The sequence below is a fragment of the Limnohabitans sp. Jir72 genome, from assembly GCF_003063575.1.
GTDB lineage: Bacteria > Pseudomonadota > Gammaproteobacteria > Burkholderiales > Burkholderiaceae_C > Limnohabitans_A.
The window spans coordinates 74,232-99,478 of the sequence record NZ_NESC01000002.1 but is presented as its reverse complement, the minus strand read 5'-3'; the positions used below and the strand labels follow the sequence as shown (position 1 = coordinate 99,478).

Sequence of the window (25,247 nt, the reverse complement as noted above, 5' to 3'; positions counted from 1 at the left end):
GCATCTCCTTCAGCAGCAACCACAGCAGGCACAGTTGCAATTGCAATTTGTTCGGCAGTTGAAGGCCGTGTTGCCGCAGTTGCAGTTGGTGTAGCTGCCACAGTTGCAGTTGCAATTGCAGGCTCGGTACCAGCGGTGATACTCGCCCCCGCCAATTTCGTCTTGGGCCAGGTAGTAGGCGTCGTAGTTGTAGCCCGTGCTGGGCACAGCGTTGTAGGCGTAGGTCGTCCCTCCAGCGCCGTCGTATTGGGCCGAGTTGGCACAGTAGTTAAACCCCAGACCCCAGGTCCACCAGTTGGTATTGGAGGGCTTCCAGTACGTATTGCTTGCGCAGTTGCCGGTTGGCAAGATGCCGTTGCAGTTGCCCGCCAGATCGTCGTAGTACTGGTTGCTGCGTCCCATCTCGCCGATGTCCTGACCATCGTTCATGCGATAGCCGGTGTTGCGAGCGTTGTCCGCCGCACCAGACTGTGACGAATAAATCACTGCACCAGTACCCATGTACAGATGACCTGTCATCGTGTCACCGGCTTTGGCCAATCGACTCGACAAATCGATCGGTACGGTGGCATTGCCAGTGGCATCCGGCGCGTTGCCATTGACTGAACGCACAAAGGCTGTGGAGTCATAACCATCGAGCTTGTCAGCGTCGGCGGCTTTCGCCGTGATGCCCAGGTATGCCGTGTTGTGGTTGTGCCCCAGCGCCGCATATGCGGCATCGTGGTTGTGACCACTCAGTGCAAATCCAGTGGAGTCGATGCCATCCAGCAGATCTGCATTGGCCACCTTTCCCACCGTGGCCGACAGGTCAATGACCATCTTCCACGTGACGGGACTGACCACGGTGAGCATGTAGAGCTTTTGCTCATCGGTCCTGAAACACGGCATACCCAGCTGCAGATTCACAGTTGGGAATGCCGTTCCACTGGAGAGTGACAACGCCGTCTTGTCATTGTTCAGGATCTGCGACAGCGAGTCCGAGAGCGTCGTAGTGGAAGGAATTTCGGTGTAGTTTTGCATTTAGTACCCTATCAATACCCTTGGGCAACCCAAGAAATGGCTCCCGTTACGCGGGTTCCAGAGGTGTTTTCAAGAATGGCGGTGAAGCCAGTGGTAGAGACTGAACCGAGGATTCGGGGAATGGCGATGGTGGTGCCGCCTTTGAAGGTCAACGTGACTTCCGGTGCCACACGAAACTGCCTGGTGAAGACCACGGTCACGCCATTGGCGGCTGTGACAACCTGCGCCGTGCCCCGGTCAAAGACATCGGGAACGTCCACCGTCACCCTCAGGCCATCGATGTAGCCACGGTCGGCATTGCTGGAAGTCAGAATCGCCCTGAAAAGCGCCCGCTGGTAGGTGTAGTCGCCCTGAATGAAATCCCTAAAGTTGGTGTACCCCGGGGGATGTCCGGACTCCAGGATGTCCATGAAGTCCTGATCGGTGATTTCGGTGCTGGCAACGATCATGTCGCTGATCACTCCATTGGCCCGGCGACGATACTGTTCGGCAAGGTTCAGGGCTTCACTGAGCTTCAAGGTCTGGGCCCGGCGCAGTGCCTCTGCAATCGCAAAGCCCTCACTGATGGACAGTCGGTATGCAACTGTTCTGCCCAAGCCCTCGGCAAACAAGAAGGCTTCCGCTACTCGCTTGACATGTGAGCGGGCCAGCGCATCACTCATCCCAAAGCTCTCCCTTTGAGGCTTGGTCACGGCCTTGGAAGGCTTTTCTACAAAGCTCAGGCTCTCCGATACCCGCAGGATGTAGGCAATCAGGTCCGTGTATGTCTCAGCCAGCGCCAGCGTTTCGTACTTGCGCAAGGCCAGTTGCCTGGCCAGACCTTCGGCCACTTGAAACACCTCGAACACGGCCTTGGTGCCTGTGCGTGCGTATTTCTCCGAGAAGGTCAGCGACTCCACGAAGCGCAGCACAAAGGCGATCAGGTCGGTGTAGGTCTCCACGAAGCTCAGGGTCTCGAACTTGCTGAGAGTGAGCGCCCGGCTGGGCTTTTCTGCCAAGGCCAGGGTCTCGGAACTTCGCTTGATACCCAGCTTCTTGGCGAGCTCTGCAAAGCTCAGGTCCGTAGCCACGCTCAGCACGTAGACGGCCGGGTAAGCCGTTGACCAGTTCTTGCCTGCCGTTGCGCTGCCCCAGGTGAACGTACCAGAGGTCCAGCTGTAGTTGGCCCCTGGGGAGCTGGAGACGTTGACGGTCTCGGCCATCTCAAGTGCCCGATCAGCTCATGGTGAAGGTGAAGACGGCCGTGAGGCTGTCGTCCACACCCTTGTTCACCACAGGGAAGACCACTCGGTCGAACATGATGCCCGCCGAAGCGGCATTGAAGACACCTGCTTCCGTGAGCGCCCCAGTAGCGTCACCGGCCGGGTAGCTGGCGGTGAAGGTGAACACCTTGGTGCCCGCCGTGTGGGCATAGGAGGCCGCATTGCGCTTGATCTCGGTGACCAGCGCAGTCTGCGTGGCAGCGGCAGCAGTGGTGCCGGTACCCATTGCGATCCAGCCCATCACCCCAGGACGACTGGCCGAGTTGCCAATGGCATCTGCGACGAAGTCAAAGCCGCCGTTGACGATGATGTTGTCCTTGTGCACCACCTCGACCTCGCCCGTGGGCTTGGCCAGCAGCAACGTGATTGAGCCCTTGATGCTCATGCCTTCTTCAATCATGGAGTTTTCCGTTTCTTTAAACAAAACGGGCGCTGCACCTTTCGATACAACGCCCGGAATAGTGGGAATGAGAACTAAGTTTTGGTTCAGTACAGCTTGAGCGCCGTGTAACCGGCTGTGGGGAGCAAAGGACTGCTTGCGCTTTGAACTTCTGCGCCCATCTTTCCGACAAACAGCCTGCGCTCGGCAGCGGTCTGGCACACGCCAATACAGACTCGATCGCTCACATTCACGGGGTATGGCACCACGATCCGGTTGAACAGGTGGTCTTCCAAAAAGAAGCTGCCAGTCGCCGCATCGAACCCGACAAGCAAGCTCACTGCGGCACCAGTAGCTGTCCAGATCACCGAAGTGGTGATCTGGTTCGGGATGAACCAGAAGCTCACATGGAACACCCCCGGAATGCTCACACCCCAGGAGATCCGGGTTGTGTCCTTGATGAGTACCCCACTGCCGTAGCGACCGTCGCCATAGCTCACACCGATGGCCTCACCACTGGCGGGACTCCCGTAGCCTGCCAGCACCCCATTGAGACGCCAGCCGTATAGCTCACCCGCCTGCAACGTGTCTTCGCGGGCCATCTGAAAGCGGGCCTCGATGCTTTTGAGTGCACCGTCATAAGTCCACTGCCGTTTGCCCGCATTGCTGCTCCAGACATAGTTCGCCGTAGACCAGGTTTCCCGGTCGTCCAAAGTGGCCCCGATGCTGGCCAGCAGCGTGTTCTGCGCCCGGTAGCTGGTGGGCAGATTCACCTCGAACAGATACTCAGACTGCGCCACGCCACTGTCCATGCGCAGCACGTCCAAGCTGTTGACCGATTCCACCGATGCGAAGTGTTTCACCCCGGGAAACCGGGTGGCCTGCGCATCGATGGTGACCAGTAGGTTGGCATTCTGAGGCTGAGCTACAACAGTTGAGACGAAGGTGGCATCGTTAGAGTAGATGCCGGGCGATGCGATTGCCTTGATCCAGAAACTGCGCTCACCGTCAAAGCCCGAGGGCAGCGTGAAGCTGCTGGACTTGACCTCGGCAATGAAGATCGAAGTGTCCCAAGCCGTGCCTTCGCGCAGCTCATAAGCCACCACCTCCGGCTCCGCATTGGGAAGCCAGCGAAACTCCAGCCGGTTGGCCGACTGCACCACATCGAACTGACGTACCGCAGCAGGTGCCAGTAGGGTCAGACGAAAGGTGGTGACGTGCTGGCTGTACTTGCCCGAGGTGTCGAACGCCCGGATGAAGTAGTTGTACTGACCAGATTCACTCTGGTCATGCACGAGCTGGGTGCCAGCGGTTTGCCCAACCAAGGCGCCAGCATCCCAGCCCGTGCCCACGCGAACCTCGTACCCTGCCAGATCGGCATCGGTATTGGCGCTCCAACGAAGTAGCAGATCGGTCGTGCGACGCAGCACCACAAAGTCCTGCACATCGTCGGGCGGCTGCAACTTGCCCAAGATGGTTTGACTCAGCGTGGCCGATGCCCCAAGCTTGCCGGACACCCCTACGGCCCGCACGGTGAACACATAGTCCCCGGCCTCTGCGTTACGAATCTCCAGATAGGTGCTGGAGACGCGGGGCAAGGTTATGGTGTTGCCACCATTGACCCGGTAGCTCACCTGGTACTCCAGGGCCCCGAAGACTTGCTCCCAGCCCACCTGAATGAGCACCATCGCCTGATTCTTAACCCGGTAAAGACTCTCAGTGACCGTGAGACCCGTAGGGGCCACCGGCGTAGTTGAAAGCACCGTGATGTCGCGCGGCTGCAGTGCCAGCCCACGCTCGATGGCGTCGTACTTGCTCGGGTTATGGGCCAGTGCCGTGACCTCATGGATGCCTGGCTCGCTCTCCGCGACCTGCACCACCCTGAACAGTTGCGTCTCCACTTGGGTGGAGGCCAGCACCCAGATGGCACCCACCTGAGGTTCCAAAGAGAATGCGCTGGTCACACCAACCGTTCGGCCAGACAGGGATCCGACTTGGCGTTCCTCCACCGCGCCCGTGGACAGCAGCACTGAGATGCGCCACGAACCGGCGGGAAGGTCCTGGTCCAGCGTGACGCTTACCGTGGTTGCCGCAGCGATGCGCCCACCCAAGCGTAGGCCACCCCGGCTGCTGTCGGCCACCTTGATGACATCGCCGGGACGAACAACAGCGCCTTCCAGCCCCGTGCGGAAAGTGATGATTTCCGATTCGGACTGCTCCGAATACAGCAGCCACTTGCCGACCCGGTTGGCCTGGCCCCGTGACGTGCAGCCCATGGCCACCACATCGGCCTGCACCACGCCATAACGTGCAATGCCTGCCATGTCTTCGACGTATTCCACCTTCTGGCGGTAGAAATCATCAGGGTCCACCCAGCTGACCAGAGCCACGGTGTGCCTAGCCTTGGCGGACGATCCTTGGGAGGCGAACTCGCCACCCAGGACATTTGCAGCCGTGAATTGGTAGACAGGATCCTGGGGCGCATCCTGCGTGACAGTGATTGCTCCGCCAGACCAATAAGCCATGCCCCGAAAGATCGAGGCCATGTCCTGCACCACCTTGTAGGCCTGCTCGCGGCTTTGCAGGTACAGGTTACAGGTGAAGCGCGGCTCATAGCCGCCCAGCCCATTGGGAACCAGCTCGTCACAGTAGCGGGCCACCCGGTACAGCGCCCACTTGTCCACTTGCGACTCGGGAATGAAACTGCCCAGCCCGTAGCGAGTATTTGTCACCAGGTCGTAGAAACACCAGGCGGGGTTGTCCGTCCAAGCCACCTTGAAGGTCCCGTCCCAAACCCCGGTATACGTGCGAGTCTCGGGAAAGTAGTTCGAGGGGATCCGAACACGCAGGAGTTTGAGGTCATAGCTACGCCGAGGAATTGAGGTGAACTGAGAGGCATCCACCCGCAGTGCCATCAGGGCGCTGTTGGGGTAGCGCAGCTTGCTCTCGATGACCTCGGTGTAGGACTCCAGAAACGTCTTGTTCTGCAGGCTGGTCTGAGTCGAATCGGCAGTGATGCGACGCAGGCGCACGTCCCAGGGACCGGTGCCAGTCAAAGGGATGTAGTAACTGCGCTGGTAGCGTGAGGTGGTCTTGCCGGACACCTTGTCAGCCAGAACCTGGACATACCCCGCTCCGCGCGCCTGCACGTCGATCGCGTAGCTGACCGAGGTGCCGTTGAGGTCTCCGTTGGTGGTGTCTTGCAGCGTCAGGGTTGGGATGCTGACCTTGATGCGCACGGCATCTACATCAGGGTCGTTGATGGATCGCACCACCGGCTGGTTGGCCTTGCACTCCACACCGACGGCCACCTCGTTTTCTACCGAAGAGAAGCCTGGGACGTAGCTTTGTTGCTGGGTACCGGGACGGGTTTCGAGCGTGACCCCCGTGAAGTTGTAGCTGCCGTCCGGGTTCTGGATCGGGGTGTCGTCGAGGTACACCGAGTGCAGGCCAGCAGCCAACCCTTCGATCTCACCCTCGCAGACCAGGTCCACCACCCGGGCATAGGCCTTGGAGCGCAGGCTGTCCGGCGCTTCCTGTGCCACACGGGCGCTGCCACCTCCCCCCTTGCCGCCACCGCCTGCGCCAATGATCAATCCAGACTCAGGGGTGCTCATACCGCAATATCATCCACATCAATGCCCGCGCTGATTACGGCCGATCCGACGATGAGGCGGCCGTAACCCACGGGTACGGGATGGCCCTGCGCCGTGGTGTTGACCGCCCCGTTGAAAACATAACTAGGCTGGTTCTCAGGTCGCTCAGATGGATCCTGTGCCTTGGCCGTTGGAGCAATCATCTGGGCCACACCTCCCAAAATCATGGATGTGCCCACCGAATACAGCGTGGCCTGAGACAGGAACGAGCCTGCTGCGGCCCAGCCCATCGGGTTCCACCAGGACACCGCGATCAAGGCAGCGCCCAAGAGGATCTGACCCAGGCCATTACCACCGGCGCCCGAGACGACCGGCGCGATGGTGATGCGCTGCTGGCCACTGGGCTCGTGCAACCGGTCCAGGCTCAAAGCATCACGCCCGGCCAGTACCCGGTAGCCCACCCCGCGCTCACCCGAGGCCACCAGCTCACGCTCGAAACTGAAGAAGTTGGCGCACAAGGCTCGCACAGCCTCAGCCGCTGAGGCCACCGCCATCCTGTGGCGTCGCCCGAAGCGCTTGCCCAGTTCACCGAGAAGAAGGATCGTGACCATTCAGAAGTTGATGTCTTAGGGTGTGGGTGGTGATCTTTTGCCAGTAGCCGCCATAGACATCGCGACTGGAAAGCCTGCCCTGCAGGTGGTGCAAGATGAGTCCGTCGCCCAGGTAAATAGCGGCGTGATTCGGTACTGGCGATGCGACCTGCATCAGCAGGACGTCTCCCGGATTCATGTCGTAGGCCTCCACCACATGGAAGCCTGCGCCAGCGAAGTTGTCTAGGTACAGGTTCCCGCCGCGCTTCCACCACTCGTCAAAGCGTGCGAAATCTGGCAGGTCAATGCCGCGCTCCTGGGCGTACCAGTCCCGGATCAGCGAGTAGCAGTCGAGCACGCCATGCGCCCATTCGCGCCCCACCAGCGGTGCGGCATAGCCTTGCGGCTGCAGTTCGGTCCATTGCCCGGAGGGGAAACTCACGATGAACCAGGGCAGCGCCGTGGCTTCGCAGGCCACCCGGTCGGCCTGGCTGGGCTCGGGGCTCAAGTTGGGGTGGGAATGAAACACCCCCACGATCTCTCCAAGTTGGTCGGCGCGCACATAGTCTTCGGGGTGGATCACGAACTGGTCGGTACCCACGCCAATGTTGCGGCAAGGGACATAGGTCTCCCGGCCCTTGTGAATGACGAGCAGGCCACAGGCTTCGCGGGGAAACTCCCGAGCAGCATGCGCCAGCGCCAGCAACTGGTTGGTCTCAAGCATCACCGGATCAACCCCGCTGCAGGAAACCCGCCAAAGGGCAACTCGGCGTTCGCCCCGAAGCGCTTCTGACAGGACACCAGACGTTTGCCACAAGCATCCTGCGCTCGTGAGCTCACGGTTTCATCATTGGCGTTGAAGTACGCGGTGCCGGTGTAACCGCACTCGGCACCCCGGTACTGCCAGGGGCAGACGTTTTGCACGATCTGCCGCCGGGGCAATGACACCCCTTCCAGATCAAACGCTGCGGCCAGCTCGAACTCGACCACATCGCGGGTTTCACGCGACTTGCGGTCAATGAAATACACATCGTCGGCGAATTCAGCAGTGGCGTCCGCTGTCGGATTGGCCCCAGAGATAAAGTTCACAGCATCCAAATACTTCAGGAGCGTGCGCTTTCTGGTGACTTTGGCCCCCACCAGGTCCTGGTAGGACAGGATGAGCGCGGTGATGCTTCCTGTGACGTTGGCCACCTTCAGTTTGGGGCGCGGCACCTGACCGTTGCCGTTGAACTCGAAGCCTTCGGCTTGAATGGGAAACGGCTCGTAGGTGTTGCCCTGCCAGACCACCTGACGGCGCAGCTCATTGGTACCCGCGTGAAACCGAACCACCCCCTCGTTGAAGAGAGACAGGTCCAGCACAAAGAGCTCGATGACCGCGCTCGGGGCCAGCTTCTGAATTTCTGAGGTGATCGCTTGGCTGGTCATGACAGATCAAACACCTGCCGGAAGGTGGCGTGGATGTTTTCCAGATTGGGTTCTTCGATGCTGCGGCTCCACTCCTCACAGAGGAACTTGCCCACAATGCCGCTCGGGGTGGTCCAGTCAAAGGACTGCACAGCGCCCCGGGAGCGGAGAAAGTTGTCGATCGCTGCAGCCTCTAGAGTGGACTTGCCCCGGAACTCCAGCGACCAGACCTCGGGCTGGGTGTTGATGCCATAGGCCAGGCGCTGCTCGTAACCATCGCCAAACGAGACCTTGCGGACATTGGGTTTGACGGTGAGGGATGCCCCGATCGAGGCGATCCATGTGAATGTCGCCATGAGAGTCTTTCAATACATCACTGCCGACGCGGGTCCAACAGACCACCAGCCCGCTTCTGGTTGAGCAACTCCTGGCGTACCGCGCTGGAAATAGCCCGTCCCAGGTCCTTGCCCTGCCCAGCACTGCTGGTCACTCCACCCTCGGCCACATTGACTGAGATGTTGAAAACGCTCCCGCCCCCGGATGAGGATTGGTTCATCGTTACGGGAATCGAGCGTCCATCCGGCAGCGGCACATAGGCCTCGGGCTTGGAGCCCTCACCAAAAACTGCAAGCTGAGGCGTGGATGCGATCCCACCGCTTGCATATGCACGCAGAGGCAATGGACCTGCCGAGGTCATGACGCCTCCATCCGCGAATCCGAACATGCTGCCTAAGGCTTTCGCCATCGGCAAAGTGATTGCTCGTTGAATCTGGATGCGAATCAAGTCTGAAATGATGGATGTAGCCAACGACTTGAAGTCGAGCTTGCCCGTCATCACAAAATTGGTGAGCGCATCGGTCATGCCATTGAAGGCTTTGGTGGTCACCGCTTCCATCTGCTTGCCCACTTGCTCGGTTTCCTCCCCGAGCGTGCGGAGTGCTTTGGCAAATCCAGCGCCTGGGTCTGACAACTCCAGCGCTCGTTGGCCCAGAAGCTTCGCTCCATCGGAAGCTTGCCGGGCGGCTTCTTCAATGCGTCGGAAGGATTCAGCCAACTTGTCATTGCCCGGGGTGGCTTCCACCAGTTCCCGTGCCTTGGCCGCGAAGTCGGCCAGCTCATCCGCACTGGACTTTCGCGCAGCCGACAGTCGTCGCAATGCATCGAGCTCGCTGATCGAGCCTGTCTCGCGCAAAACCTTGATCTGCTCCTCGGTCGAGCGCAGTTGTCCCTGGCTCCTGGCCACCTGCTCCTGCAAGTCTTTGAGCGTTTCGCCTGGCAGCTTGATCTCGCGCTCAAGGTTGGACTGCTGGGCCTCACGTTCGAGCCTTTCCCGGCGCAGGGTGATCTCAGAGAGCTTGTCCTGGAGTTTGAGCTTGTCCTGGGTGGTCTTGGCCACAGTGGCCAAGCCTCGTTTCAGGATCGACTCCTCCTGTGCATAGATTTCAGCGAGGCGATCAGCGAAGTCCTGTTGAGCATTCAGGCGTGCTTCGCTGGCTTCCCTGTAGGTAATGAAGCCTTGACTCTCATAGAGATCGATGATCTTCTGACGATCTTTGAGAATCCCCGTTTCAACATCGGTCAAGCCCTGTAGCTGTTTGATGTCGCTCTCGATCTTGGCCATTGCCGCAGCCGTGAGCGCACCAGTGGCCGAGTTGTAATTGAGCTTTGGTTTCTTGGCTTCAGACGCAGCCTCTGCTTCACCTTTGTTGATCGCATCGAAACGTTCCTTGACCGCATCAGCGAGCAAGGGCATCTTCCACAAGTCAACGTAAGTCTGGTTGGCCTTCTCGACGATCGCATTGCGTTTTTCCAGTGCGGTCTTGAGGGTGGCCTGGTTCTCCTCGGAGAACGGGTTCAAGCCCTTGCCACCGGCTAAAAAGGTGCCGAGCAATTCGATGTCGGCCCACACCGCCTCAAAACTGCCAGTGACCGCTTTGGTCATCTGAATCACGGCACGCAGCGCATCGATCACGACAGCCATGCCATAGGCCGCATCTTGAGCCCAGGTCTTGAGCGTGCCGTCATCACGCAGCTTCACCATGGCATCAGCAGTGTTGTGCGTGCCAAGCACTACGGCTTTCAGTTCCCCAACCAACTCTTCAAGGGCGGGCAGGGCTGCCGTCACGATCGTCTGAGCGACGAAATTGTGTTCGGCCCGCATACGACCCAGTGCCTTAGAGGCTTTCTCAGCAGACTCGATCTCTGCGTCGGTGAGTCGAATGTTCAGGTCTTGATTGGCTGCAAGATCCTTGAGGAAAGGAAGAAGACTCGCCCCAGACTTGCCAAACAACTCCAGTGCAATGGCCGTCTTGCCTGCGCCATCCTCAAACTGGGAGAGCTTGAGGGCAATGTCATTCATCACCTCAGCTGGGTCACGCAAATTCCCGCCTGAGTCCTTGGCCTTTAGCCCCAGAAACTGCAGAGCCTGTGCAGCGCCCTTGGTTTCATCGTCCACTCCTGCTAGGCCCTTGGAGAGCTTGGTTAGGCCCACCCCAATTTGGTCCATGGCCACGCCTGAAATGGTGGCCACGGGCGCAAAGCCGGACAGGGCCGTGGCGCTCGCCCCAGTCTGCTCAGCCAGGTCTTGCAGAGCGGCCACCGTTTCCAGTGTGTGAGCCACCAACTCCTTGAGTGCCCCCACAGACTCCACTCCAATCGCGATCGCGAAGGTGGTCTTGGCGACCTCGGCGACTTTCTCAAGCGAACCCCGCATGGATTCGGCATGCTTTTCTAGAAGGTGGGCGCTTTTACCCAAATCTTCACGGAATTCAGCCGTCTCTGCAGCGAGTTTGACCACCAGAGAGCCGATATCAGCCATGCTTTTTAACTACCTTGTGCGAGAACATGGCCTTGAACCTGGCCACATTGAGAGGGGTTTCGTCTACGGTGCGCTTTTTCTCGAGGAAGGGCATGAAGTCCTCGGGCCTGAATGGGCTCGCATCCTTTGCCCTGTGGGCGTTGGCAAATGTGGAGGCGACTACGCCAGATCTGTAATCCGCTCTGTAATCCCCGAATGGCTCCAGTTGGTAAAAGGCCATCCACTCGGAAAGCTCATCTGAGCCCATCCGTTGCAGCAATTCGCGAACCGTCATGCCCAATGCAAGGGCAAGACGAAACACAAAGCGCCGCGAAGGTTGGGCGATCAGGCGTTTTTTGCTGCTTCTACCTGGTCAGAGCCAATGCCATTGAGTCGCTGGGCTACAGCAAACACCCGGTCCAGTGCTTTGGCGCTTTTGCCACCAAGCACTGCAACGTCAGCGTCTGAAAAAAGGCGATGACCCTCTACATCACAAAGCGCTAGAGAGACGAGTCGAGCTCGCACGTTTTCAAGTCGCCCTTCCTTGCCAATCAAGCTCGCCTCAAAGGTATCTCGGTCAGTGCCCGTCATGGTTCGAACTAGCACCTCGCCACCCCACTCGGGGACTTGCACTGTTTCGCGAGGCAAGTCATCGCATTGAAGAATTTGTTCACGGGTCAACATAGTTTGATTCCTTAGGCTTCGGTAATTTCGCCATCGATTTCGATGGTCACGGACGCTTGCACCACGGCATCAACGCCACCCTGCACGCTGAAGTGCGTGACATAGCCATAGAAGGACCATGTAGCGGGATTGGTGTCGGTGAATGTCAGCTTGAACTGCCGACGAGTTCGGTTTGCACGATCCAGACGCAGACCCTGGTGAATAAGGTCGTCGGGGTTGTAGTGCATGGTCAGGGAGAGTTGGCCTTCATCGCGCAGACCCACTCGCTTTTCTTTTGAGGTTGATCCCAGATTTGTCACATCAATGACGGCGGCTTGACCTCCTGGCCCTTGAAATGAAACCACGTTAGGAATCGTCTCAAAGGTGGTGGTGCCAAATCTGGCGATCGTGATGCCTTGTGCGGTAATCGCAGTGCTGCTCATGCGTTAGCTCCTGTTTGTGATGCGGACTCTCTACCGGTGGTAGGTGTAGTCAACGCTTACCCGGTACAGCCGGGCCTGTTCTTCAAAATCGGAGAGCCCCATGCGCACATCGGCGACGGTGCTCTTGTCTGCCAAGAGCGCATCCAAGACTTGGTCTTGAAGCAACAAGGCCTCTTGATACGTTCTGGCATAGGTGTCGACCTGCACGCGCACGCGCTGCAAGCCGTGAGGACCATCAATGCCGAAGATGTGTTCTTGCACGATGGGCGTATAGACGATGGCTGGGTACTGTGCGTCTTGAGCGGCGACAAGCGCATAGACCTCGCCAGCCGCCAAATCCTTGATGGCGTTGTAGAAGTCCTGCATAGTCACTTTCTGTTGAGCGCTTTAGTCTCAAGCTCGATGCGATCTGACAGGCGGTCTTTCATTGCTTGGACAGCTTCGCGTCGCTTGGCCTCAAGGGCTGGTCGAAGGAAAGGCTGTGCCCGCATCTTTCGCGTGCCGAATTCCAGAAATCTCCAGTACCAGGCATCCTGCGAAAGGGTGCCTTTCTTGCCTTGCTTGAGGTACTTTTTTCCATGACGCACGGTCACAAAGAATGTCTGTCGGGTCAGGGTTGAAAGCTCAGGGATGTGTTTCATGATCACTGAGCGCTTGAGCGTTCCCGGTGGAGGCTGATTGGGTCCCAGCGACTGAGCCGCCCTGGGAGCACGCAATCTTGCCTCGTCTCGAATGACTTTTGCTCCCGCGTAGACGGACACTCGTAACCCGTTCTTGGCAACTCGATCGGGTAGCTCACGGAGTGCCTTGGCCAACTCGGCTAGCCCTTCGACTTTGACCGTTTCATGCTTAGCCATCGTCAAGCCCTTCCGACGCCAGCAGGATGATCTGCGTGCGCTTTTCATCCTCATTGAGTGCCGAATGAATGTTGAAGATCCGTGCCTTGTAAAGCACTCGCATCTGTGCCACCTGTTGAGGGTTGTCAAAAAGGCTCTGGTACCGGACGATGATCTGATGCGATAACTCCGCTGAGATCCGGTTGGCAATTACGGCTTCTTTTCCAGACAGCGGCTGGATGTCCGCCCACACAGTAGCAACATCAAGCCAGGATCTGCATGGTGCCCCGACACTATCTTTGATGGTGCTGGGGCGCTGGATTTTGATGCGCCGTGTGAGCATGCCTGCGCTGATTGGGTTCATATGAAGGAAACCTTGAAAGGGTCAAGCAACCCATCTACAAAAGGCAACGGCTCAATACGTCCACGAGAGAGTGCAGCCACTTCCTCTCGATGCGCATACAGGCTGCCAACTCTGAGCTTGATCCAGCTCTTAATCCCCTCGGGAACCGATGCCGCCGTCCCGTATCCAGCGTCGAAGGTGACGGATACCGCTCCAATTTGAGGAAGAGCAATCGGCCAGATCTGACCGAACACAGGTGTGATCCTCGCTGGTTCACAAGCTGTGTCGACCGTGTAATTACTCGCAGGCATGGACTGGAGTACGCCTGCCATGTCGAGGTAGTTAATGGACACCACGTTCAAGACGGGTGACTTTTGGATGAGGATGGCATGCCCAGGCAATGAGAAAGGCTGTCCAGCGGGCACGCCCATGAGGCTTGGTCCGGGAAAGCTATCCATAACCAGTTTCCATCGTGCAGACATCAACTGCCTGTTGGTGATGGTCTCTGCTGCTTGTCTTGCTGCAGCGATCAATGCTTGGATCAACCCATCGTCATCATCGAAATCCACCCGCAGATGAGTCTTGGCCTCTTGAAGAGAGACGGGCTCGCCTGCGGGAGGGGTGATCAATTGCATAGGCATGCGATTGGTCTCCCCTCAGAATCAGACGACTTGCGCGACCGCTGCCTGATTGCTTGCATCGCCCGCTGCGAACCGGGGATTGAAGCCGAGCAGCTGCGCAGAAGTCAGGCTGGCGGCAACGCCCACAGTCACCGAGAGGCGAACGTAGGCATAACCGTTTGTGACATCTAAATCCTCAGGACGCAGATTGATGATGGCCTGCTTTGCAGAGCCACTACCGGCCTGAGTCAGTTGAGTGATGGCCTTTCCAGTTACATCCTTACCTCCGGTGCCGGAAGCATCCGTTGCCTGCTGAATCTTCGCGTCGAGCGTAGCACCAGTGCCAAGGACACCGCTTTGAATCAGCGCTAGCAGGTTGTGATGGTTGCCTGCAGAGACCCAACCTGTCGTTGCAGTGCCCGCAGCTTGACTGACGGGGTCGAGGGTGGCCAGAACCGAAAACAGTTCGCTGCCTTTTGCATTGGGAAACATCAGAGTTCTCCTTATTGTTCAGGCGACGATCAACGTGCGCCAAGTTGGACAAAGGGCGACATGGTCGTGCTGCCCTTAGCGGGGGAGATCGGCGCAGCGATCTTGGATTGGCCATCCATGCGGAATGTCGTGCGAAATGCAGTGAGATCCGCATCGAAATACAGGTGCATGGAAGTTGCTGTTTGCATGCCACCTGCCTTGGTGATCGTCTGGTAGTAAGACAGATCAGCCAGCAACACATCGCCCGCAGCGGAGAAAGTGTTGGCGTGCTGAGAGACAAATACAGGACGACCGAGCAAGGTGCCGTAGGGCGAGACCTGAATGCCTCCCGGATTCATGCCAGTAGGCAGGTAGATCGGGTAGTTGCCCAAGGTGAGGGTGAACAGTGCAGGCAGCACATCGTTGTTCACGATCCAGACGGCCTTGCCAAATGAGCCGGGTGGCAGGCGCGAGATCATCTTGGCCAGGTTTTGTGCCAAAAGCGTCTGCGTTGCTTGACCCGACTCCTTGGCCACAGTCACGGTCGTTGCGTTGGTCATACAGCCAACAGGCAAACCAGTGCCGGAGCCAAACAGGATCGACTCATTGGTCTTCCAGCGGATGGAAGTCGCAATCTTGTCGGGTAGATAGGTGGACAACGCATTGGTGTCGTCCAACAACTCATCCGTCACAGGCACGAGCGCCATCAACTTTTTAAGGCGCAGGGTCGACAGGCCAAGCACTGGTTTGGTGCCAATCGCCGAAGCTGCCTCACCTTGCCAATAGGCCCGGATGCCGTTGGTACCCCAAGGCGTGGTCTCATCCTTGGGAAACGCCATCGTGTTGCCTGTGATTTCCACGTTGTCGGTCATAGGCAAGAGGGAGTCCTCGCCCAGCGACAGCTGGAAAATCTCTTGTGCAAACTGAGGAGGAACCAAGAAGCCGCCATCTTGGGCAGAACCTTCGTTGCCGAAGGAGCTTGGAGCCACGGCACCTCGGTTCATGCCGATGAGCAGACGCTCATCAATCGAGGCACCAGGATTTTGTGCATGGCGAACAGTTTTAAGGAATTCGCCAACGCTCTTGAAGCCATGCTTGAGGTCTGCGGCTGCGTTATCCACAACTGTGATCACAGAAGCATGGGGCAGTTGAGCCGTGTAGTTCATCTGCGCTTCTTCTGAGATCAAGGCTGCCTCTCGATCGATAGCAGCAGAAGTTGCCTCGATCTTTGATTTCAGGGCTTCAAATGCACTGATTTCTACCTCATTCATGTCACGCTGCTCAGCGGCAGCGATGTCGGTCAGGGAGCGAGCGTCCTTGACCAGGGTTGCTTTGCGAGACTGAAGCTCGCGGAGTTGCTTACTCATGGATTTGTTCTCCAGAAATGAAAAAACCGCCAGGTCGAAATGACTCAAGGCGGCGACAGGGTTTGCAACCAACGGGTCGCAGGTGGGCGCACCCCTCAACGGAGGAATGCAATAAAAATGAAATGAATCAGATCAAGGCGAGTGCGTCTCGCGCTTGTTTCAATCGCGATTGACCGCGTGGCACAGAGGTCTTGATGCTGGAATGCATCTTGGCAAGGACTTCATCGAAGGTTGAAATTCCATCGACCATATTCATTGCTAAAGCTGCATCAGCGCCAAGCACGCGACCTTCGCCCATTCCATCTCTGACATCGCTGATCGAGACTCCTCTTCCAACGGCAACTGCTTCAACGAATGCGTTGTAGTAGTCGTCCACACGGGATTGCATGAAGGCCTGTGCCTGCTCGTCGAGCGGAACATACGGGTTGCCTTCGACCTTGAATTTGCCCGCTGAAATCAGGGTGGGCTTGACCCCTTCTTCTTCCAGAGCCTTCGAATAATCGAAGTGGGCTTGCCACACACCGATTGAGCCCACCTCGCCACCCGGGGTGACGTAGAACTCGCTGGCCGAACAGCCAATCCAATAAGCAGCAGACGCCGCCAGGCTGTTGGCCACGGCAATGACCGGCTTTTGGGCGCGGGCCTTGACGATTTCGCTGGCCAGCTCACTGACTCCATAGACACTGCCACCAGGGCTGTCGATGTCGATCAGGATCTGGCCCACAGTGTCATCGGTCAACATCTGGCGCAGGACCGAAGTGAACTGCTGGGTGCTGGTGCTGCCCGGCCCGGAAATGTCATCGACCATGTTGCCGCGCTGCGTCACCACCCCGTACAGGGGTAGCACCGCGATGCCCGTGCCCGTGCTGGCGGCTGCCATTTGTTTTCGGGTGTCACGGATCAGACGATCGGTGTTGACTTGAAACAGGGTCTCGTCGTTGGGCGGCTCGCCCGCAGACCAGCGCGTCAGGATGCCGGACATGGCCTGCAAACGCTCGGGCATCAGCGCCCATGGCGTGGTCAGGAATTCGGAGAGCAGAAGTTGTTTGTTCATGTGTTCATTCCAAGTTGAATCAGGGAAGTAGCCAGTGCGTTTTCCTCAAAGGGCTGTGTTTGTTGTTGCGCCCAGGTACGCACATGGCTCTCATTGAGCCCAAAGGCCTGGGAGATCAGATGGATCTCATTGGTATCAAGGACGCCTTTGCGTGCAATTCGCCTGCCCAATCGGCTTGCGTTTGACTGCACCAGCTTGCGAAAGCGCATGCTCATCTCCTGATCACCAGAGGGTGCATCGTTCTCGTTGGGCTCTGAGTCGTTGGGTTCGTTTTCCTGCTCGACCTCATCGGCGTCCTCTTCTTCCACCATGTTCAGCGGGCGAAGGGGTTGGTCTAAGCCTTGCAGCGGGTTGAGGTTTTCTGCAATCCGTGCCTCGTTGCGGGTGAGCCAGCCGTTTTGGATACCGCTTTGGTAGTAGGCTGAGCGGCTGGCCGCATCCCCGCGCATCAGGTTGGCAAAGTCGAACTCGACTTCCAGTTGGTCACCATCGAGCATGAGGTCCGACTCGATCGAGGCCTCCCAGCGCTCGGCCCAAGGCGTCATGGTGTGCATGACGAATTCCAGGCTCTGCTGCTCGATGTTCGAGAATGTCGCTCGATCCAAGTCCGCGATCATGTGTGGAGGCACCCGGAACAGCCGGGCGATATCCGTGATCTGGAACTTGCGCAGCTCCAGGAACTGGGCGTCCTTGTTTGTGACCCCCACCTCATGGAACTTCATTCCGTTTTCCAGCACCAGGACTTTGCCCCGGTTGGAGCCGGACTGCGCCGCCTGGTAGGAATCCCTGAACACCCGCTTGGCCTCAGGGTCCTTGAACGTGCCCGGAAACTCGATCCAGCCGCCCGTGGGTTTGGCGTCGTTCGTGAAGAACCGCGCCCCGTAGTCCTGAGCGGCCAGTGCTATGCCCAGACTCTCACGGGCCAACTCGATGGGGCTCATGCCCATCAGACCGTCCGAGGACAGGCCGCGCAGGTGCCAGATCTGCCCACGTGGGAATACGGTTTCATCCCCGTTTTGCATGCGAACCCGGTATCGGAAGTCCCCGCTGTCCATCACCTCCATGCGCACCCGATCTGGGTGAATCGGCATGAGCTCGGTGATTTCTCCCTTGGGGTTGGAGATGATCTGGCAGAAAGCATTGCCTCGCAAAGCCAGGTGCCCCTGCAGCATCTCGCGCCACTCGAATGGGTTCTGGAACCGGTTGGGCTTGCGGGCCAGAAGGCCGTAGAGCCAGTGATCGATCACCCGATCCTTGCCTCCGTCCTTGCGCTGGCGGTAAACCACCACCGGAAGAGATGCCATGGTCTCCGACAGGATGCGCACACAGGCATACACCGCCGCGAGCCGCAACGCCCCGTCAGGCGAGACGCGCATGCCTGAGGCGCTGCGCACCGACACCGGTTCAAAGAAGAAGTCTCCCCAAGGGGATCGGTCACTGCTCGAGGCTCTGAATCGATCGATGAATGTGAAAAGTCCCATTGCCTCAGAGCACCATCAACTCATAGTCGGATCCGAGCACCACCGAGTCCCCCGGTTTGATCGCCCTTGAGAGGGCCATGATCAGTGCAACGATGCCGTCTATCTTGTTTTCTGCTCGCTCCTTGCGTGGATAGATGTTGTCTTTGACGTCCAGATGCGCCACCACGTTGCTGGCCATCCAGGTCAATACCGGGTCGCCGTCATGGATGAGCTTCTTTTGCAGGACCAAGGCTTCAAGCGTCTTCATCGGTTCGCTGAAATTCAGCACCGTGGGGCGCACCTCGATCATGGGCAGGCCCTCGGCTAGCATCCGGGTCGAGAGCTGCGTGGCCTGGAACGGGTCGAAGGCCACCGCTTGAATCTCGTAACGGGTTGCCATGTCCAGCAAATCCGACTCGATCCAGCCAAAGTCGATTACGTTGCCCGGGGTGACGATGAGCCGCCCCGAATGCATCCAGCCGCCGTACTGGCTGTTGCCTGCGCCGTTGACCGTGTCCTCGGGCAGGTAGTACTTGCCAAAGGTCACGTAGGCGTCCGAAATCTCAGGATGCCGGAACACCGCCACCAAGGCAGCAATGTCAGTCTTACTGGCCAGGTCCAGGCCAATCCAGCAGGGCTGGCCTTCGAATTGCTCAATGAATATCCCGTGCTCGGTACAGGCATCCCAGGAGCGCATGTCCATCCAGGCCGTGTCGGCGTTCACCCATTCATTGAGGTGTTTGGTCTTGAAATTGTTCACCGCACTTGGCAACTGCATCGCCTTGGCTTGCAAAGGCCCAAGCACCTCCGAGCGCACCGAAATGCCCCAGTTGGGATTAGCCTTGATGAGCGACTCTTCAGTCGTCCAGTCATCACCGTCATCTAGTCCGTAGATGATTCCGAATTGGGTGTCATCCTCGAACACCTCATCAAGCAGCTTTGTCACAAACGAGCGGACCTCGTAACAGATGCCTGCACGGTTACTACCAGCCGTAGTAATGACCCAAAGCAGGGAGTTGTCCCGTTTACCGGTACCAGTTTCAACAACGTCATAAACCGTGCGGGTTTTATGCGCATGCAACTCGTCCACACAACCGAAGTGAATGTTCAGACCATCTAGCGTGGAGCCCTCAGCCGACAGAGCTTCAAACTTCGACCCCGAGGCCATCACGTTCATGTTGTGCGCACCGACATTCACCGAGAACCGATTACGAAATCCCGGACTGCGACGCGCCATGGTTTGTGCGTCCCCGAAAACGATACGAGCCTGATCACGTGTTGTGGCCAGTGAGTAAACCTCCGCACCACCTTCGCCATCAGCTGCAAGCATGTACAGCCCAACAGCAGAAGACAAAGTTGATTTGGCGTTTCCTCGTGGAACCTCGATATACGAGCGACGAAACCTTCTCGTCCCATCAGCCTTCACCCAACCAAACACCGTCGCGAGGATGAATACTTGCCATGGCTCCAAAGTGATGGGCTCACCTGCAAGAGGGCCTTTGACGTGCGGTAATCGTTCAATGAACGCACACAGGTTGTCTGCCGGGTAGTAGCTCTTACCGCTTTTGCTTGTGAGCTTTGGATTGAATTGGTAAGGACTGGACTTTCCCTTGAACCTCTTCAAATCATTGAGTTGTCGCTTGCAAGCTGCCTTAACCCATTTGCACGCAAGAATCTCTCCGGCCACGACTCTCTCTGCGTACATCTTGGCAATGTCCGCATAACTGTCTTGTGCCATTGAAGTTATCCCGCGATATCAGCCCACGGATCCAAATCGTCATCTGCTGCCTCCATCGGCAATGTGACTCTGGATCGAGATGCAGGCGTGAACCCCATCTCAGTAGCGGCTTTAGTCATGATCTGTGCCTGCTTATTGGCAATCGCTAAATATGGCGACTGCATCGGCACACCTGTGTTTGGGGCTTTAACAAGCAACCCAGTTTTTGCAATGCCCGCTTGAGCCTTTCGATAAAGGTCTGCAGCACATGCCCAGACCTCAAGCACCGACATGTCCAACTTCTTGAGCAAATTGGGCGGTGCGCACTCAAGCGCATATCTCCAAGCTGCCTTTGCCCCATCGGGCATGTAATCAGGTGGTTCAACCAAGTCGCCAATTGGCTTTGGTTCGCGCAAATTCGTGCGGCACTTTTGAAGCGTGCCTTTGATTTGCTTAACTTTGGTGGGTAGCGGTTTTCGACCGGCCATAAATATCCATCTCCGGGGGAGCCCCCCCCTAGTTCAATTTGCACGCGCAAAAATTTGAGCTGGCGCGCGCATCTTTGGCCGCTATCCCTAGAGATTTAGACCCCCTACCCCCTAGGGTGGCGTCGGGCAGTCTCTTGCGCTGTCTTTCGGTTGTGACAGGAGACGCACAGCGCCTGCAGATTGCTTGGGTCGAAGCGTCCCCCGCCATCCTTGATTGGCTGAATGTGATCAGCCACGACCGCTGGTGTTTCGTTTCCTAATTTGGCGCAACCCTCACACAAGGGGTGCATCCGAAGGAAACCCGCGCGCAGGAGCCGCCAACTCTTCGATTGGTAAAAGCCCAGCTCGGTATCAAAACTACGTCTTGCCCGACCGTATTCACGGTGAGTAACTGAGCGGTGTGAATCGCAGAACCCGGGTTTATCCAAGACAGCCATACATCCCGGATATCTGCAAGGTGTTGGTGCGCTTCTTGGCAATTCCAGCTTCTTTCAAGGTATTTGAGACAGCCTCGCTTAATGACTTGGCTTCACTCCAAATCAGAGCGTCAATGCTCTACATCGCAACGCACACAGGAGATTTCAGTGATTACCGAAGCAACCACCTTCACCGTCGACGAGCTTGGATTTATCCAGATCGCCTTGAACAAGGTCTTGGTCGCCGTCGCAAACGGCGAGCTTGACCTCAACGACCTGGCTCGCAAGGAACTCGCTAACCGAGGGCTGGACAAGCAAGGCCAGTGGGTTGGCTTTGACAAGGCCAATCAGATTTACAACGCGTGAGGAAACAAGCCATGAAGCAACCCGACAAGCAAAAAGTCATCGAGAAGATTGCGCTTGATCACTTGTTCATAGAAACGCTGGAAACCCAGCACCGCGATCGGCTGGACTTTCATGACGTCTCGGTCTGGGCGGTCAAGAGCGCACTTGAAGCCGCCTATGCCGCAGGGATCGCAGCAGCACAAAACACATCAACAACATCGAAAGGCAAAAAATGAAACTGACGGACACCCAGCGCAGCCTGCTCGAAGCAGCGGCCAAGCATCCTCAAAAACTGTTGACCGACTTTCCAGCCAACCTCAAGGGCGGCGCACTCATCAAGGTGCTCACCGCACTGGGCAATGCAGGACTGGTTGTGAGATACGAAAAAGCCCCCGAAGGCAGCATGCAGTTGGCGATCACACCGGCAGGTCTTGAAGCGATCGGAAGCGCGCCAGAGAAACACCCCAAGCAACGCGAGGGCACCAAACAGGCCACCCTGATCGAGGTGCTCAAGCGACCCGACGGGGCCAGCCTTTCCGAGATGGTTCAGGCCACCGGCTGGCAGCAGCACACAGTCCGTGGTGCCATGGCCGGAGCATTGAAGAAGAAGCTGGGCTTGAACATCGTGTCAGACAAGACCAATGGTCAGGAACGTAAGTACCGCATCACCACCACAACCGTTTGAGCACCTCATGAACCCCATCAGCATCACCATTGAATCCAAACCCACAACCATCAACTTCGATGGCCGCGAAATGCAGGTGCAAAAGCTCAGCATCCCGCTGCCCTTTGGCCGCAAGCCTACGGACATATCGGACATTGCCGCTTGCGGCGTCGAGGCGGTCTACGTGACCGAGATCCGGGAGATGGACCCCGAAGAATTCGATGGCTTCAAATTGAACCTTGGAAAGTCTCGCGATTGGCTCAAAGGCAAGGGAGGCGATTACTGGGATGGCAAGTTGTGCGTGATGGTGCGCGCACCCGGTCGACCCTACTTGTTCATCGATCCGTCCGGAGGAGACAGCGTTCGCTACCTCGCGCGTCTGGGCTGATCAGTCGCGAAGAGGCAACTGATCGAAAAGATTGAATGAATCGCTTTACTTCTGATCGAAGTAGAGCGTTCATAGAGCCATCGCATCAAGGAGACCAAAATGGCAGCCACCACCACCCAGACCGAAAACAACTACGACCAATTCATCACCGAACTGACCGCCCTGACCCGCAAATACGGAGTGGCCATTCAGTCAGTGGGCGGCGTGTACCTGGCCGATGAGCGCGGCGAGTTTGACAAGGTCACCTACAACGCCGACATCACCAGCGGCGACCTGTACCCAAATTTCCCAGGCAACTGAGATCAGGCCACCTGCGCCGCAGGGACCTTTTGGACCGGTGCATCACCAGCACTAGTCGTCAGCTCGGCAAACTTCACGCCATCGCCCTCACGCACAGCCTTCTGGCCGGTGTACTCCTCCCAGCGCTTGACGATCACATCCACAAATTTGGGATCGAGTTCAATCAGACGTGCCTGACGATTATTTTTCTCACAAGCGATCAGCGTGGTGCCCGAGCCACCGAAGAGGTCCAGCACGATGTCCCGGCTCTTGGACGAATTCTTGATGGCCCGCTCGACCAGCTCGACCGGTTTCATGGTCGGGTGCAGGTCGTTGACCCTGGGCTTGTTGTAGTTCCAGATGTCAGACTGATCGCGGTCACCACACCAGAAGTGGTCTGCGCCCTGCTTCCAGCCGTACAGGATCGGTTCGTACTGGCGCTGGTAGTCGGCCCGACCCAGGGTGAACGTGTTCTTGGACCAAATGATGAAGGTCGACCATTTACCACCTGCATCAAGCCACGCCTTTTGCAGCGTGTGCAACTCCGAAGAGCTCATGGCGACGTAGCAAGCCCCCTTTGTTACGACCAAAAGGTTCAGACAAGCATCGTATAGAAACTGGTAGAAGCCGTCGCCAAGAGCATCGTTCAGGATACGGCGGTCTTTGCCTCGCATCTTGTCTTTGGCACTGTTACCGTAGTCCACGTTATAGGGCGGATCGGTGAATGCCATGTCAGCCAGCTGGCCATCCATGAGGCGTTCCACATCTGACAGGACAGTTGAGTCGCCACATAGTAGGCGGTGGTTGCCGAGAATCCACAAGTCCCCAGGTCTGGATACTGGATCTGCTGGTGCTTCTGGGATTGCATCATCCTCAGTCAAACCACCGCCTGCCTCATCGCCATTGAGCAATCGCTCAATCTCATCATCACCAAAACCGAGCAAGTCAAGATCAAAGTCCGCGCCTTGGAGCTCTTGCAATTCGAGCTTGAGCAGTTCCTCATCCCAACCCGAGTTCAGCGCAATACGGTTGTCGGCCAGGATGTAGGCCTTCTTCTGTTCGGGGCTCAGATGTCCCAACTCAATGACAGGCACTTCTGTGAGCTCAAGCTTTCGAGCTGCAGCCAAACGACCGTGGCCAGCGATCACGCCTTTGTCGCCATCGGTCAGGATCGGATTGGTCCAACCGAATTCACGAATGCTGGCAGCTATCTGGGCGATTTGTTCTTCGCTGTGGGTGCGGGCGTTTCGCGCATACGGGATGAGCGAATCCACCGGGACCATTTGGATCTCGGGTTTCATAGGAAATTGGGGGGAAGTTTGGAGAGGAGTTCCCGAGTCGTTTCGGGAATCAAAAGCGCGTGGTCTTGCTGACCGTATCCAGAATGTAGATGATTTCCGGACCAAATGCGACACCCTTCGGAAGGGGCTGCATTGCTATGAACCGACAGGCCCCGACATTCATATTCGAGGCCCGTCTATTTCACTTTTTCTCCTTGTTCAGGTAGAGAGAAATCAAATGCATTGCTGCATCACACCGCCTCTGCGCAGTTCTTGAACAGCAAGCAAAGCGCTTCGCAATTTCAGACCAACGATGCCTCTCTGCCCTCATCCAAAGAAGGTGGCGCTGCTCGACTTCCAACCAGTGCATCCACCTCATTGCTTCAAGCATCTGGTCTACATCTTTTGGAGATGGTGGAATACGAAATTCTTTTCGATCATCTGCGGTTGCAGGTTCTGCATCTGTCCTGATGATTACAGGCCAGCGGCCCACGTATCCAGCAACCCTGACTGGAGGCAGTCGATGGGCTGTGAGTGCAGCCTGACGAAGCTCACTATCCACGTCATCAATGGTCCAGGTTTTTTGAGGAATCCCCATCTCAGATCCTCCCTGTTCCGTACAGCCGATTGCCGATTCGGCGAATCAACTCCCGCTCAATGAAATCAAGACGCTCATCCTGATCTGAAACAACCAAGATATGTTGCTCCTGCCATCCAGTTTTCTTTATCGCATCAAGGTTGACTGGTATTGGCTGAGCCTTGCCCAATGGGCATTGATAGGGGCGGTTCGGGATTTTCATTGTGCGATCTCCTTCGTAGATCCGTTCAACTCACGTGCCAGATATGCCAGTGCAATGGCATCAGCCTCGTTGTCGTCAGTCGGGTGATGCCCCTTGGATCGAATTGCATCGATCATTTCCTCTTTGCTCGCATTGCCACGACCAGTAGCGTGCTTCTTGATCGTTCCAACTGGAATGCCTTGATACGGAATTTGGTGATGCTCACACCAGGCGGTTAGTTGGCCCATGAAGCCACCGTATGCATGCGCAGCATCCACCCCTGCATGTCTACGGACTTCCTCGAAAACAACCAACTCGATCAAGGGGGTGCATTGCTTCATTTCAGTGAGCCAGCGCTTGAACCGCAGGAAGCGCATGCCACCTCCCTCAAAGCGTTGAGGCTTGAACGACTGGGTTCCGCTTGTGATTGAGCCATTAGCTCCAATCAAAGCCCAACCTGTTTGTGTGCCCAGATCGAGCGCGAATACATGATTAATTGACACTTTCATCTCCATTTCTTTTATGAGTGACCAAAAGTGACCTGATTTCCAATAACTGCTCACGTGTGCGCACGCGCACGTAT

32 protein-coding genes are annotated in these 25,247 nt (G+C 57.2%); 5 read left to right on the top strand and 27 right to left on the bottom strand.

Annotated features, from left to right (window positions below; all coding sequences use genetic code 11):
* Positions 1-9 precede the first annotated feature (9 nt).
* The 23 genes from B9Z52_RS03385 to B9Z52_RS18255 form a co-directional block, all read right to left on the bottom strand.
* Positions 10-1,020 (bottom strand): hypothetical protein, encoded by a 1,011-nt coding sequence (locus B9Z52_RS03385; protein WP_146182775.1) that lies wholly within the window; start codon positions 1,018-1,020, stop codon positions 10-12.
* An 11-nt stretch (positions 1,021-1,031) separates the two neighbouring features.
* Positions 1,032-2,222 carry an H-type lectin domain-containing protein gene (locus tag B9Z52_RS03380; RefSeq protein WP_108412459.1) on the bottom strand — a complete coding sequence of 397 codons (1,191 nt, stop codon included), beginning with the start codon at positions 2,220-2,222 and terminating at the stop codon, positions 1,032-1,034.
* Between the two features lie 13 nt (positions 2,223-2,235).
* On the bottom strand, positions 2,236-2,682 hold the full coding sequence (locus B9Z52_RS03375; protein WP_108412458.1) for a hypothetical protein: 447 nt from the start codon (positions 2,680-2,682) through the stop codon (positions 2,236-2,238).
* 86 nt (positions 2,683-2,768) lie between these two features.
* Entirely contained in the window at positions 2,769-6,278 is a 3,510-nt protein-coding gene (locus tag B9Z52_RS03370; protein ID WP_108412457.1) for a phage tail protein, read from the bottom strand.
* The gene (locus tag B9Z52_RS03365; protein ID WP_108412456.1) at positions 6,275-6,868 is read right to left on the bottom strand and encodes a tail assembly protein; all 594 of its coding nucleotides are present in this window, start codon (positions 6,866-6,868) and stop codon (positions 6,275-6,277) included. The genes B9Z52_RS03370 and B9Z52_RS03365 overlap by 4 nt, the downstream gene beginning before the upstream one ends.
* Positions 6,843-7,571, bottom strand: a complete 729-nt coding sequence (locus tag B9Z52_RS03360) for a C40 family peptidase (RefSeq protein WP_108412455.1) — start codon at positions 7,569-7,571, stop codon at positions 6,843-6,845. The genes B9Z52_RS03365 and B9Z52_RS03360 overlap by 26 nt, the downstream gene beginning before the upstream one ends.
* Positions 7,571-8,275 carry a phage minor tail protein L gene (locus tag B9Z52_RS03355; RefSeq protein ID WP_108412454.1) on the bottom strand — a complete coding sequence of 235 codons (705 nt, stop codon included), beginning with the start codon at positions 8,273-8,275 and terminating at the stop codon, positions 7,571-7,573. Before B9Z52_RS03355 ends, B9Z52_RS03360 begins: the two co-directional genes overlap by 1 nt.
* Complete coding sequence (locus B9Z52_RS03350) at positions 8,272-8,610, bottom strand: phage tail protein (RefSeq protein ID WP_108412453.1); 339 nt, start codon at positions 8,608-8,610, stop codon at positions 8,272-8,274. The genes B9Z52_RS03355 and B9Z52_RS03350 overlap by 4 nt, the downstream gene beginning before the upstream one ends.
* A gap of 17 nt (positions 8,611-8,627) precedes the next feature.
* On the bottom strand, positions 8,628-11,072 hold the full coding sequence (locus B9Z52_RS03345) for a phage tail tape measure C-terminal domain-containing protein (protein WP_108412452.1): 2,445 nt from the start codon (positions 11,070-11,072) through the stop codon (positions 8,628-8,630).
* The gene (locus B9Z52_RS03340) at positions 11,065-11,346 is read right to left on the bottom strand and encodes a DUF4035 domain-containing protein (protein ID WP_108412451.1); all 282 of its coding nucleotides are present in this window, start codon (positions 11,344-11,346) and stop codon (positions 11,065-11,067) included. Before B9Z52_RS03340 ends, B9Z52_RS03345 begins: the two co-directional genes overlap by 8 nt.
* Positions 11,347-11,396: 50 nt before the next feature.
* Positions 11,397-11,735, bottom strand: a complete 339-nt coding sequence (locus B9Z52_RS03335) for a hypothetical protein (protein ID WP_108412450.1) — start codon at positions 11,733-11,735, stop codon at positions 11,397-11,399.
* Between the two features lie 11 nt (positions 11,736-11,746).
* Positions 11,747-12,157: a phage tail tube protein gene (locus B9Z52_RS03330; protein ID WP_108412449.1), complete on the bottom strand. Its 411-nt coding sequence runs from the start codon at positions 12,155-12,157 to the stop codon at positions 11,747-11,749.
* Between the two features lie 30 nt (positions 12,158-12,187).
* Entirely contained in the window at positions 12,188-12,523 is a 336-nt protein-coding gene (locus B9Z52_RS03325; protein ID WP_108412448.1) for a DUF3168 domain-containing protein, read from the bottom strand.
* A gap of 2 nt (positions 12,524-12,525) precedes the next feature.
* Positions 12,526-13,014: an HK97-gp10 family putative phage morphogenesis protein gene (locus tag B9Z52_RS03320; protein ID WP_158270502.1), complete on the bottom strand. Its 489-nt coding sequence runs from the start codon at positions 13,012-13,014 to the stop codon at positions 12,526-12,528.
* Complete coding sequence (locus B9Z52_RS03315; RefSeq protein WP_108412446.1) at positions 13,007-13,357, bottom strand: phage head closure protein; 351 nt, start codon at positions 13,355-13,357, stop codon at positions 13,007-13,009. The genes B9Z52_RS03320 and B9Z52_RS03315 overlap by 8 nt, the downstream gene beginning before the upstream one ends.
* On the bottom strand, positions 13,354-13,971 hold the full coding sequence (locus B9Z52_RS03310) for a head-tail connector protein (protein WP_233251799.1): 618 nt from the start codon (positions 13,969-13,971) through the stop codon (positions 13,354-13,356). The genes B9Z52_RS03315 and B9Z52_RS03310 overlap by 4 nt, the downstream gene beginning before the upstream one ends.
* A gap of 27 nt (positions 13,972-13,998) precedes the next feature.
* The gene (locus B9Z52_RS03305; protein ID WP_108412444.1) at positions 13,999-14,448 is read right to left on the bottom strand and encodes a hypothetical protein; all 450 of its coding nucleotides are present in this window, start codon (positions 14,446-14,448) and stop codon (positions 13,999-14,001) included.
* Between the two features lie 29 nt (positions 14,449-14,477).
* The gene (locus tag B9Z52_RS03300) at positions 14,478-15,794 is read right to left on the bottom strand and encodes a phage major capsid protein (RefSeq protein WP_108412692.1); all 1,317 of its coding nucleotides are present in this window, start codon (positions 15,792-15,794) and stop codon (positions 14,478-14,480) included.
* Between the two features lie 127 nt (positions 15,795-15,921).
* Complete coding sequence (locus tag B9Z52_RS03295; protein ID WP_108412443.1) at positions 15,922-16,848, bottom strand: S49 family peptidase; 927 nt, start codon at positions 16,846-16,848, stop codon at positions 15,922-15,924.
* Positions 16,845-18,224: a phage portal protein gene (locus tag B9Z52_RS03290; protein ID WP_158270501.1), complete on the bottom strand. Its 1,380-nt coding sequence runs from the start codon at positions 18,222-18,224 to the stop codon at positions 16,845-16,847. The genes B9Z52_RS03295 and B9Z52_RS03290 overlap by 4 nt, the downstream gene beginning before the upstream one ends.
* A 109-nt stretch (positions 18,225-18,333) precedes the next feature.
* On the bottom strand, positions 18,334-20,046 hold the full coding sequence (locus B9Z52_RS03285; protein WP_108412441.1) for a terminase large subunit: 1,713 nt from the start codon (positions 20,044-20,046) through the stop codon (positions 18,334-18,336).
* Between the two features lie 5 nt (positions 20,047-20,051).
* The gene (locus tag B9Z52_RS03280) at positions 20,052-20,513 is read right to left on the bottom strand and encodes a phage terminase small subunit P27 family (protein WP_108412440.1); all 462 of its coding nucleotides are present in this window, start codon (positions 20,511-20,513) and stop codon (positions 20,052-20,054) included.
* A 104-nt stretch (positions 20,514-20,617) separates the two neighbouring features.
* The gene (locus tag B9Z52_RS18255; protein ID WP_369907847.1) at positions 20,618-20,803 is read right to left on the bottom strand and encodes an HNH endonuclease signature motif containing protein; all 186 of its coding nucleotides are present in this window, start codon (positions 20,801-20,803) and stop codon (positions 20,618-20,620) included.
* A 294-nt stretch (positions 20,804-21,097) separates the two neighbouring features.
* Between B9Z52_RS18255 and B9Z52_RS03270 the strand changes: the two genes are divergently transcribed.
* The 5 genes from B9Z52_RS03270 (at position 21,098) to B9Z52_RS03250 (ending at position 22,626) form a co-directional block, all read left to right on the top strand.
* Positions 21,098-21,295 (top strand): hypothetical protein, encoded by a 198-nt coding sequence (locus tag B9Z52_RS03270; protein WP_146182774.1) that lies wholly within the window; start codon positions 21,098-21,100, stop codon positions 21,293-21,295.
* Positions 21,296-21,306: 11 nt separating this feature from the next.
* Positions 21,307-21,510 carry a hypothetical protein gene (locus B9Z52_RS03265; protein WP_108412437.1) on the top strand — a complete coding sequence of 68 codons (204 nt, stop codon included), beginning with the start codon at positions 21,307-21,309 and terminating at the stop codon, positions 21,508-21,510.
* Positions 21,507-21,959, top strand: coding sequence for a DUF3489 domain-containing protein (locus B9Z52_RS03260; protein WP_108412436.1), 453 nt, complete (start codon positions 21,507-21,509; stop codon positions 21,957-21,959). The genes B9Z52_RS03265 and B9Z52_RS03260 overlap by 4 nt, the downstream gene beginning before the upstream one ends.
* Positions 21,960-21,966: 7 nt before the next feature.
* The gene (locus B9Z52_RS03255) at positions 21,967-22,326 is read left to right on the top strand and encodes a hypothetical protein (protein WP_108412435.1); all 360 of its coding nucleotides are present in this window, start codon (positions 21,967-21,969) and stop codon (positions 22,324-22,326) included.
* A 99-nt stretch (positions 22,327-22,425) separates the two neighbouring features.
* Positions 22,426-22,626, top strand: coding sequence for a hypothetical protein (locus B9Z52_RS03250; RefSeq protein ID WP_108412434.1), 201 nt, complete (start codon positions 22,426-22,428; stop codon positions 22,624-22,626).
* A 2-nt stretch (positions 22,627-22,628) separates the two neighbouring features.
* On the opposite strand, the gene B9Z52_RS03245 is transcribed toward B9Z52_RS03250, so the two are convergent.
* The 4 genes from B9Z52_RS03245 to B9Z52_RS03230 all read right to left on the bottom strand — a co-directional run bounded on the left by B9Z52_RS03245 (position 22,629) and on the right by B9Z52_RS03230 (position 25,173).
* Positions 22,629-23,906, bottom strand: coding sequence for a site-specific DNA-methyltransferase (locus B9Z52_RS03245; RefSeq protein WP_108412433.1), 1,278 nt, complete (start codon positions 23,904-23,906; stop codon positions 22,629-22,631).
* A 181-nt stretch (positions 23,907-24,087) separates the two neighbouring features.
* Complete coding sequence (locus tag B9Z52_RS03240) at positions 24,088-24,483, bottom strand: DUF6362 family protein (protein ID WP_108412432.1); 396 nt, start codon at positions 24,481-24,483, stop codon at positions 24,088-24,090.
* 1 nt (position 24,484) lies between these two features.
* Complete coding sequence (locus B9Z52_RS03235) at positions 24,485-24,685, bottom strand: hypothetical protein (RefSeq protein WP_108412431.1); 201 nt, start codon at positions 24,683-24,685, stop codon at positions 24,485-24,487.
* Positions 24,682-25,173 carry a crossover junction endodeoxyribonuclease RuvC gene (locus B9Z52_RS03230; RefSeq protein WP_108412691.1) on the bottom strand — a complete coding sequence of 164 codons (492 nt, stop codon included), beginning with the start codon at positions 25,171-25,173 and terminating at the stop codon, positions 24,682-24,684. Before B9Z52_RS03230 ends, B9Z52_RS03235 begins: the two co-directional genes overlap by 4 nt.
* Positions 25,174-25,247 lie beyond the last annotated feature (74 nt).

Bases quoted from the DNA above. Each gene is read 5' to 3' on its own strand.
- B9Z52_RS03385 (WP_146182775.1), bottom strand. From the start codon at position 1,020: ATGCAAAACTACACCGAAATTCCTTCCACTACGACGCTCTCGGACTCG.
- B9Z52_RS03380 (WP_108412459.1), bottom strand. From the start codon at position 2,222: ATGGCCGAGACCGTCAACGTCTCCAGCTCCCCAGGGGCCAACTACAGC.
- B9Z52_RS03375 (WP_108412458.1), bottom strand. From the start codon at position 2,682: ATGATTGAAGAAGGCATGAGCATCAAGGGCTCAATCACGTTGCTGCTG.
- B9Z52_RS03370 (WP_108412457.1), bottom strand. From the start codon at position 6,278: ATGAGCACCCCTGAGTCTGGATTGATCATTGGCGCAGGCGGTGGCGGC.
- B9Z52_RS03365 (WP_108412456.1), bottom strand. From the start codon at position 6,868: ATGGTCACGATCCTTCTTCTCGGTGAACTGGGCAAGCGCTTCGGGCGA.
- B9Z52_RS03360 (WP_108412455.1), bottom strand. From the start codon at position 7,571: ATGCTTGAGACCAACCAGTTGCTGGCGCTGGCGCATGCTGCTCGGGAG.
- B9Z52_RS03355 (WP_108412454.1), bottom strand. From the start codon at position 8,275: ATGACCAGCCAAGCGATCACCTCAGAAATTCAGAAGCTGGCCCCGAGC.
- B9Z52_RS03350 (WP_108412453.1), bottom strand. From the start codon at position 8,610: ATGGCGACATTCACATGGATCGCCTCGATCGGGGCATCCCTCACCGTC.
- B9Z52_RS03345 (WP_108412452.1), bottom strand. From the start codon at position 11,072: ATGGCTGATATCGGCTCTCTGGTGGTCAAACTCGCTGCAGAGACGGCT.
- B9Z52_RS03340 (WP_108412451.1), bottom strand. From the start codon at position 11,346: ATGACGGTTCGCGAATTGCTGCAACGGATGGGCTCAGATGAGCTTTCC.
- B9Z52_RS03335 (WP_108412450.1), bottom strand. From the start codon at position 11,735: ATGTTGACCCGTGAACAAATTCTTCAATGCGATGACTTGCCTCGCGAA.
- B9Z52_RS03330 (WP_108412449.1), bottom strand. From the start codon at position 12,157: ATGAGCAGCACTGCGATTACCGCACAAGGCATCACGATCGCCAGATTT.
- B9Z52_RS03325 (WP_108412448.1), bottom strand. From the start codon at position 12,523: ATGCAGGACTTCTACAACGCCATCAAGGATTTGGCGGCTGGCGAGGTC.
- B9Z52_RS03320 (WP_158270502.1), bottom strand. From the start codon at position 13,014: ATGGCTAAGCATGAAACGGTCAAAGTCGAAGGGCTAGCCGAGTTGGCC.
- B9Z52_RS03315 (WP_108412446.1), bottom strand. From the start codon at position 13,357: ATGAACCCAATCAGCGCAGGCATGCTCACACGGCGCATCAAAATCCAG.
- B9Z52_RS03310 (WP_233251799.1), bottom strand. From the start codon at position 13,971: ATGCAATTGATCACCCCTCCCGCAGGCGAGCCCGTCTCTCTTCAAGAG.
- B9Z52_RS03305 (WP_108412444.1), bottom strand. From the start codon at position 14,448: ATGTTTCCCAATGCAAAAGGCAGCGAACTGTTTTCGGTTCTGGCCACC.
- B9Z52_RS03300 (WP_108412692.1), bottom strand. From the start codon at position 15,794: ATGAGTAAGCAACTCCGCGAGCTTCAGTCTCGCAAAGCAACCCTGGTC.
- B9Z52_RS03295 (WP_108412443.1), bottom strand. From the start codon at position 16,848: ATGAACAAACAACTTCTGCTCTCCGAATTCCTGACCACGCCATGGGCG.
- B9Z52_RS03290 (WP_158270501.1), bottom strand. From the start codon at position 18,224: ATGCGCGTCTCGCCTGACGGGGCGTTGCGGCTCGCGGCGGTGTATGCC.
- B9Z52_RS03285 (WP_108412441.1), bottom strand. From the start codon at position 20,046: ATGGCACAAGACAGTTATGCGGACATTGCCAAGATGTACGCAGAGAGA.
- B9Z52_RS03280 (WP_108412440.1), bottom strand. From the start codon at position 20,513: ATGGCCGGTCGAAAACCGCTACCCACCAAAGTTAAGCAAATCAAAGGC.
- B9Z52_RS18255 (WP_369907847.1), bottom strand. From the start codon at position 20,803: ATGCACCCCTTGTGTGAGGGTTGCGCCAAATTAGGAAACGAAACACCA.
- B9Z52_RS03265 (WP_108412437.1), top strand. From the start codon at position 21,307: ATGAAGCAACCCGACAAGCAAAAAGTCATCGAGAAGATTGCGCTTGAT.
- B9Z52_RS03260 (WP_108412436.1), top strand. From the start codon at position 21,507: ATGAAACTGACGGACACCCAGCGCAGCCTGCTCGAAGCAGCGGCCAAG.
- B9Z52_RS03255 (WP_108412435.1), top strand. From the start codon at position 21,967: ATGAACCCCATCAGCATCACCATTGAATCCAAACCCACAACCATCAAC.
- B9Z52_RS03250 (WP_108412434.1), top strand. From the start codon at position 22,426: ATGGCAGCCACCACCACCCAGACCGAAAACAACTACGACCAATTCATC.
- B9Z52_RS03245 (WP_108412433.1), bottom strand. From the start codon at position 23,906: ATGAAACCCGAGATCCAAATGGTCCCGGTGGATTCGCTCATCCCGTAT.
- B9Z52_RS03240 (WP_108412432.1), bottom strand. From the start codon at position 24,483: ATGGGGATTCCTCAAAAAACCTGGACCATTGATGACGTGGATAGTGAG.
- B9Z52_RS03235 (WP_108412431.1), bottom strand. From the start codon at position 24,685: ATGAAAATCCCGAACCGCCCCTATCAATGCCCATTGGGCAAGGCTCAG.
- B9Z52_RS03230 (WP_108412691.1), bottom strand. From the start codon at position 25,173: ATGAAAGTGTCAATTAATCATGTATTCGCGCTCGATCTGGGCACACAA.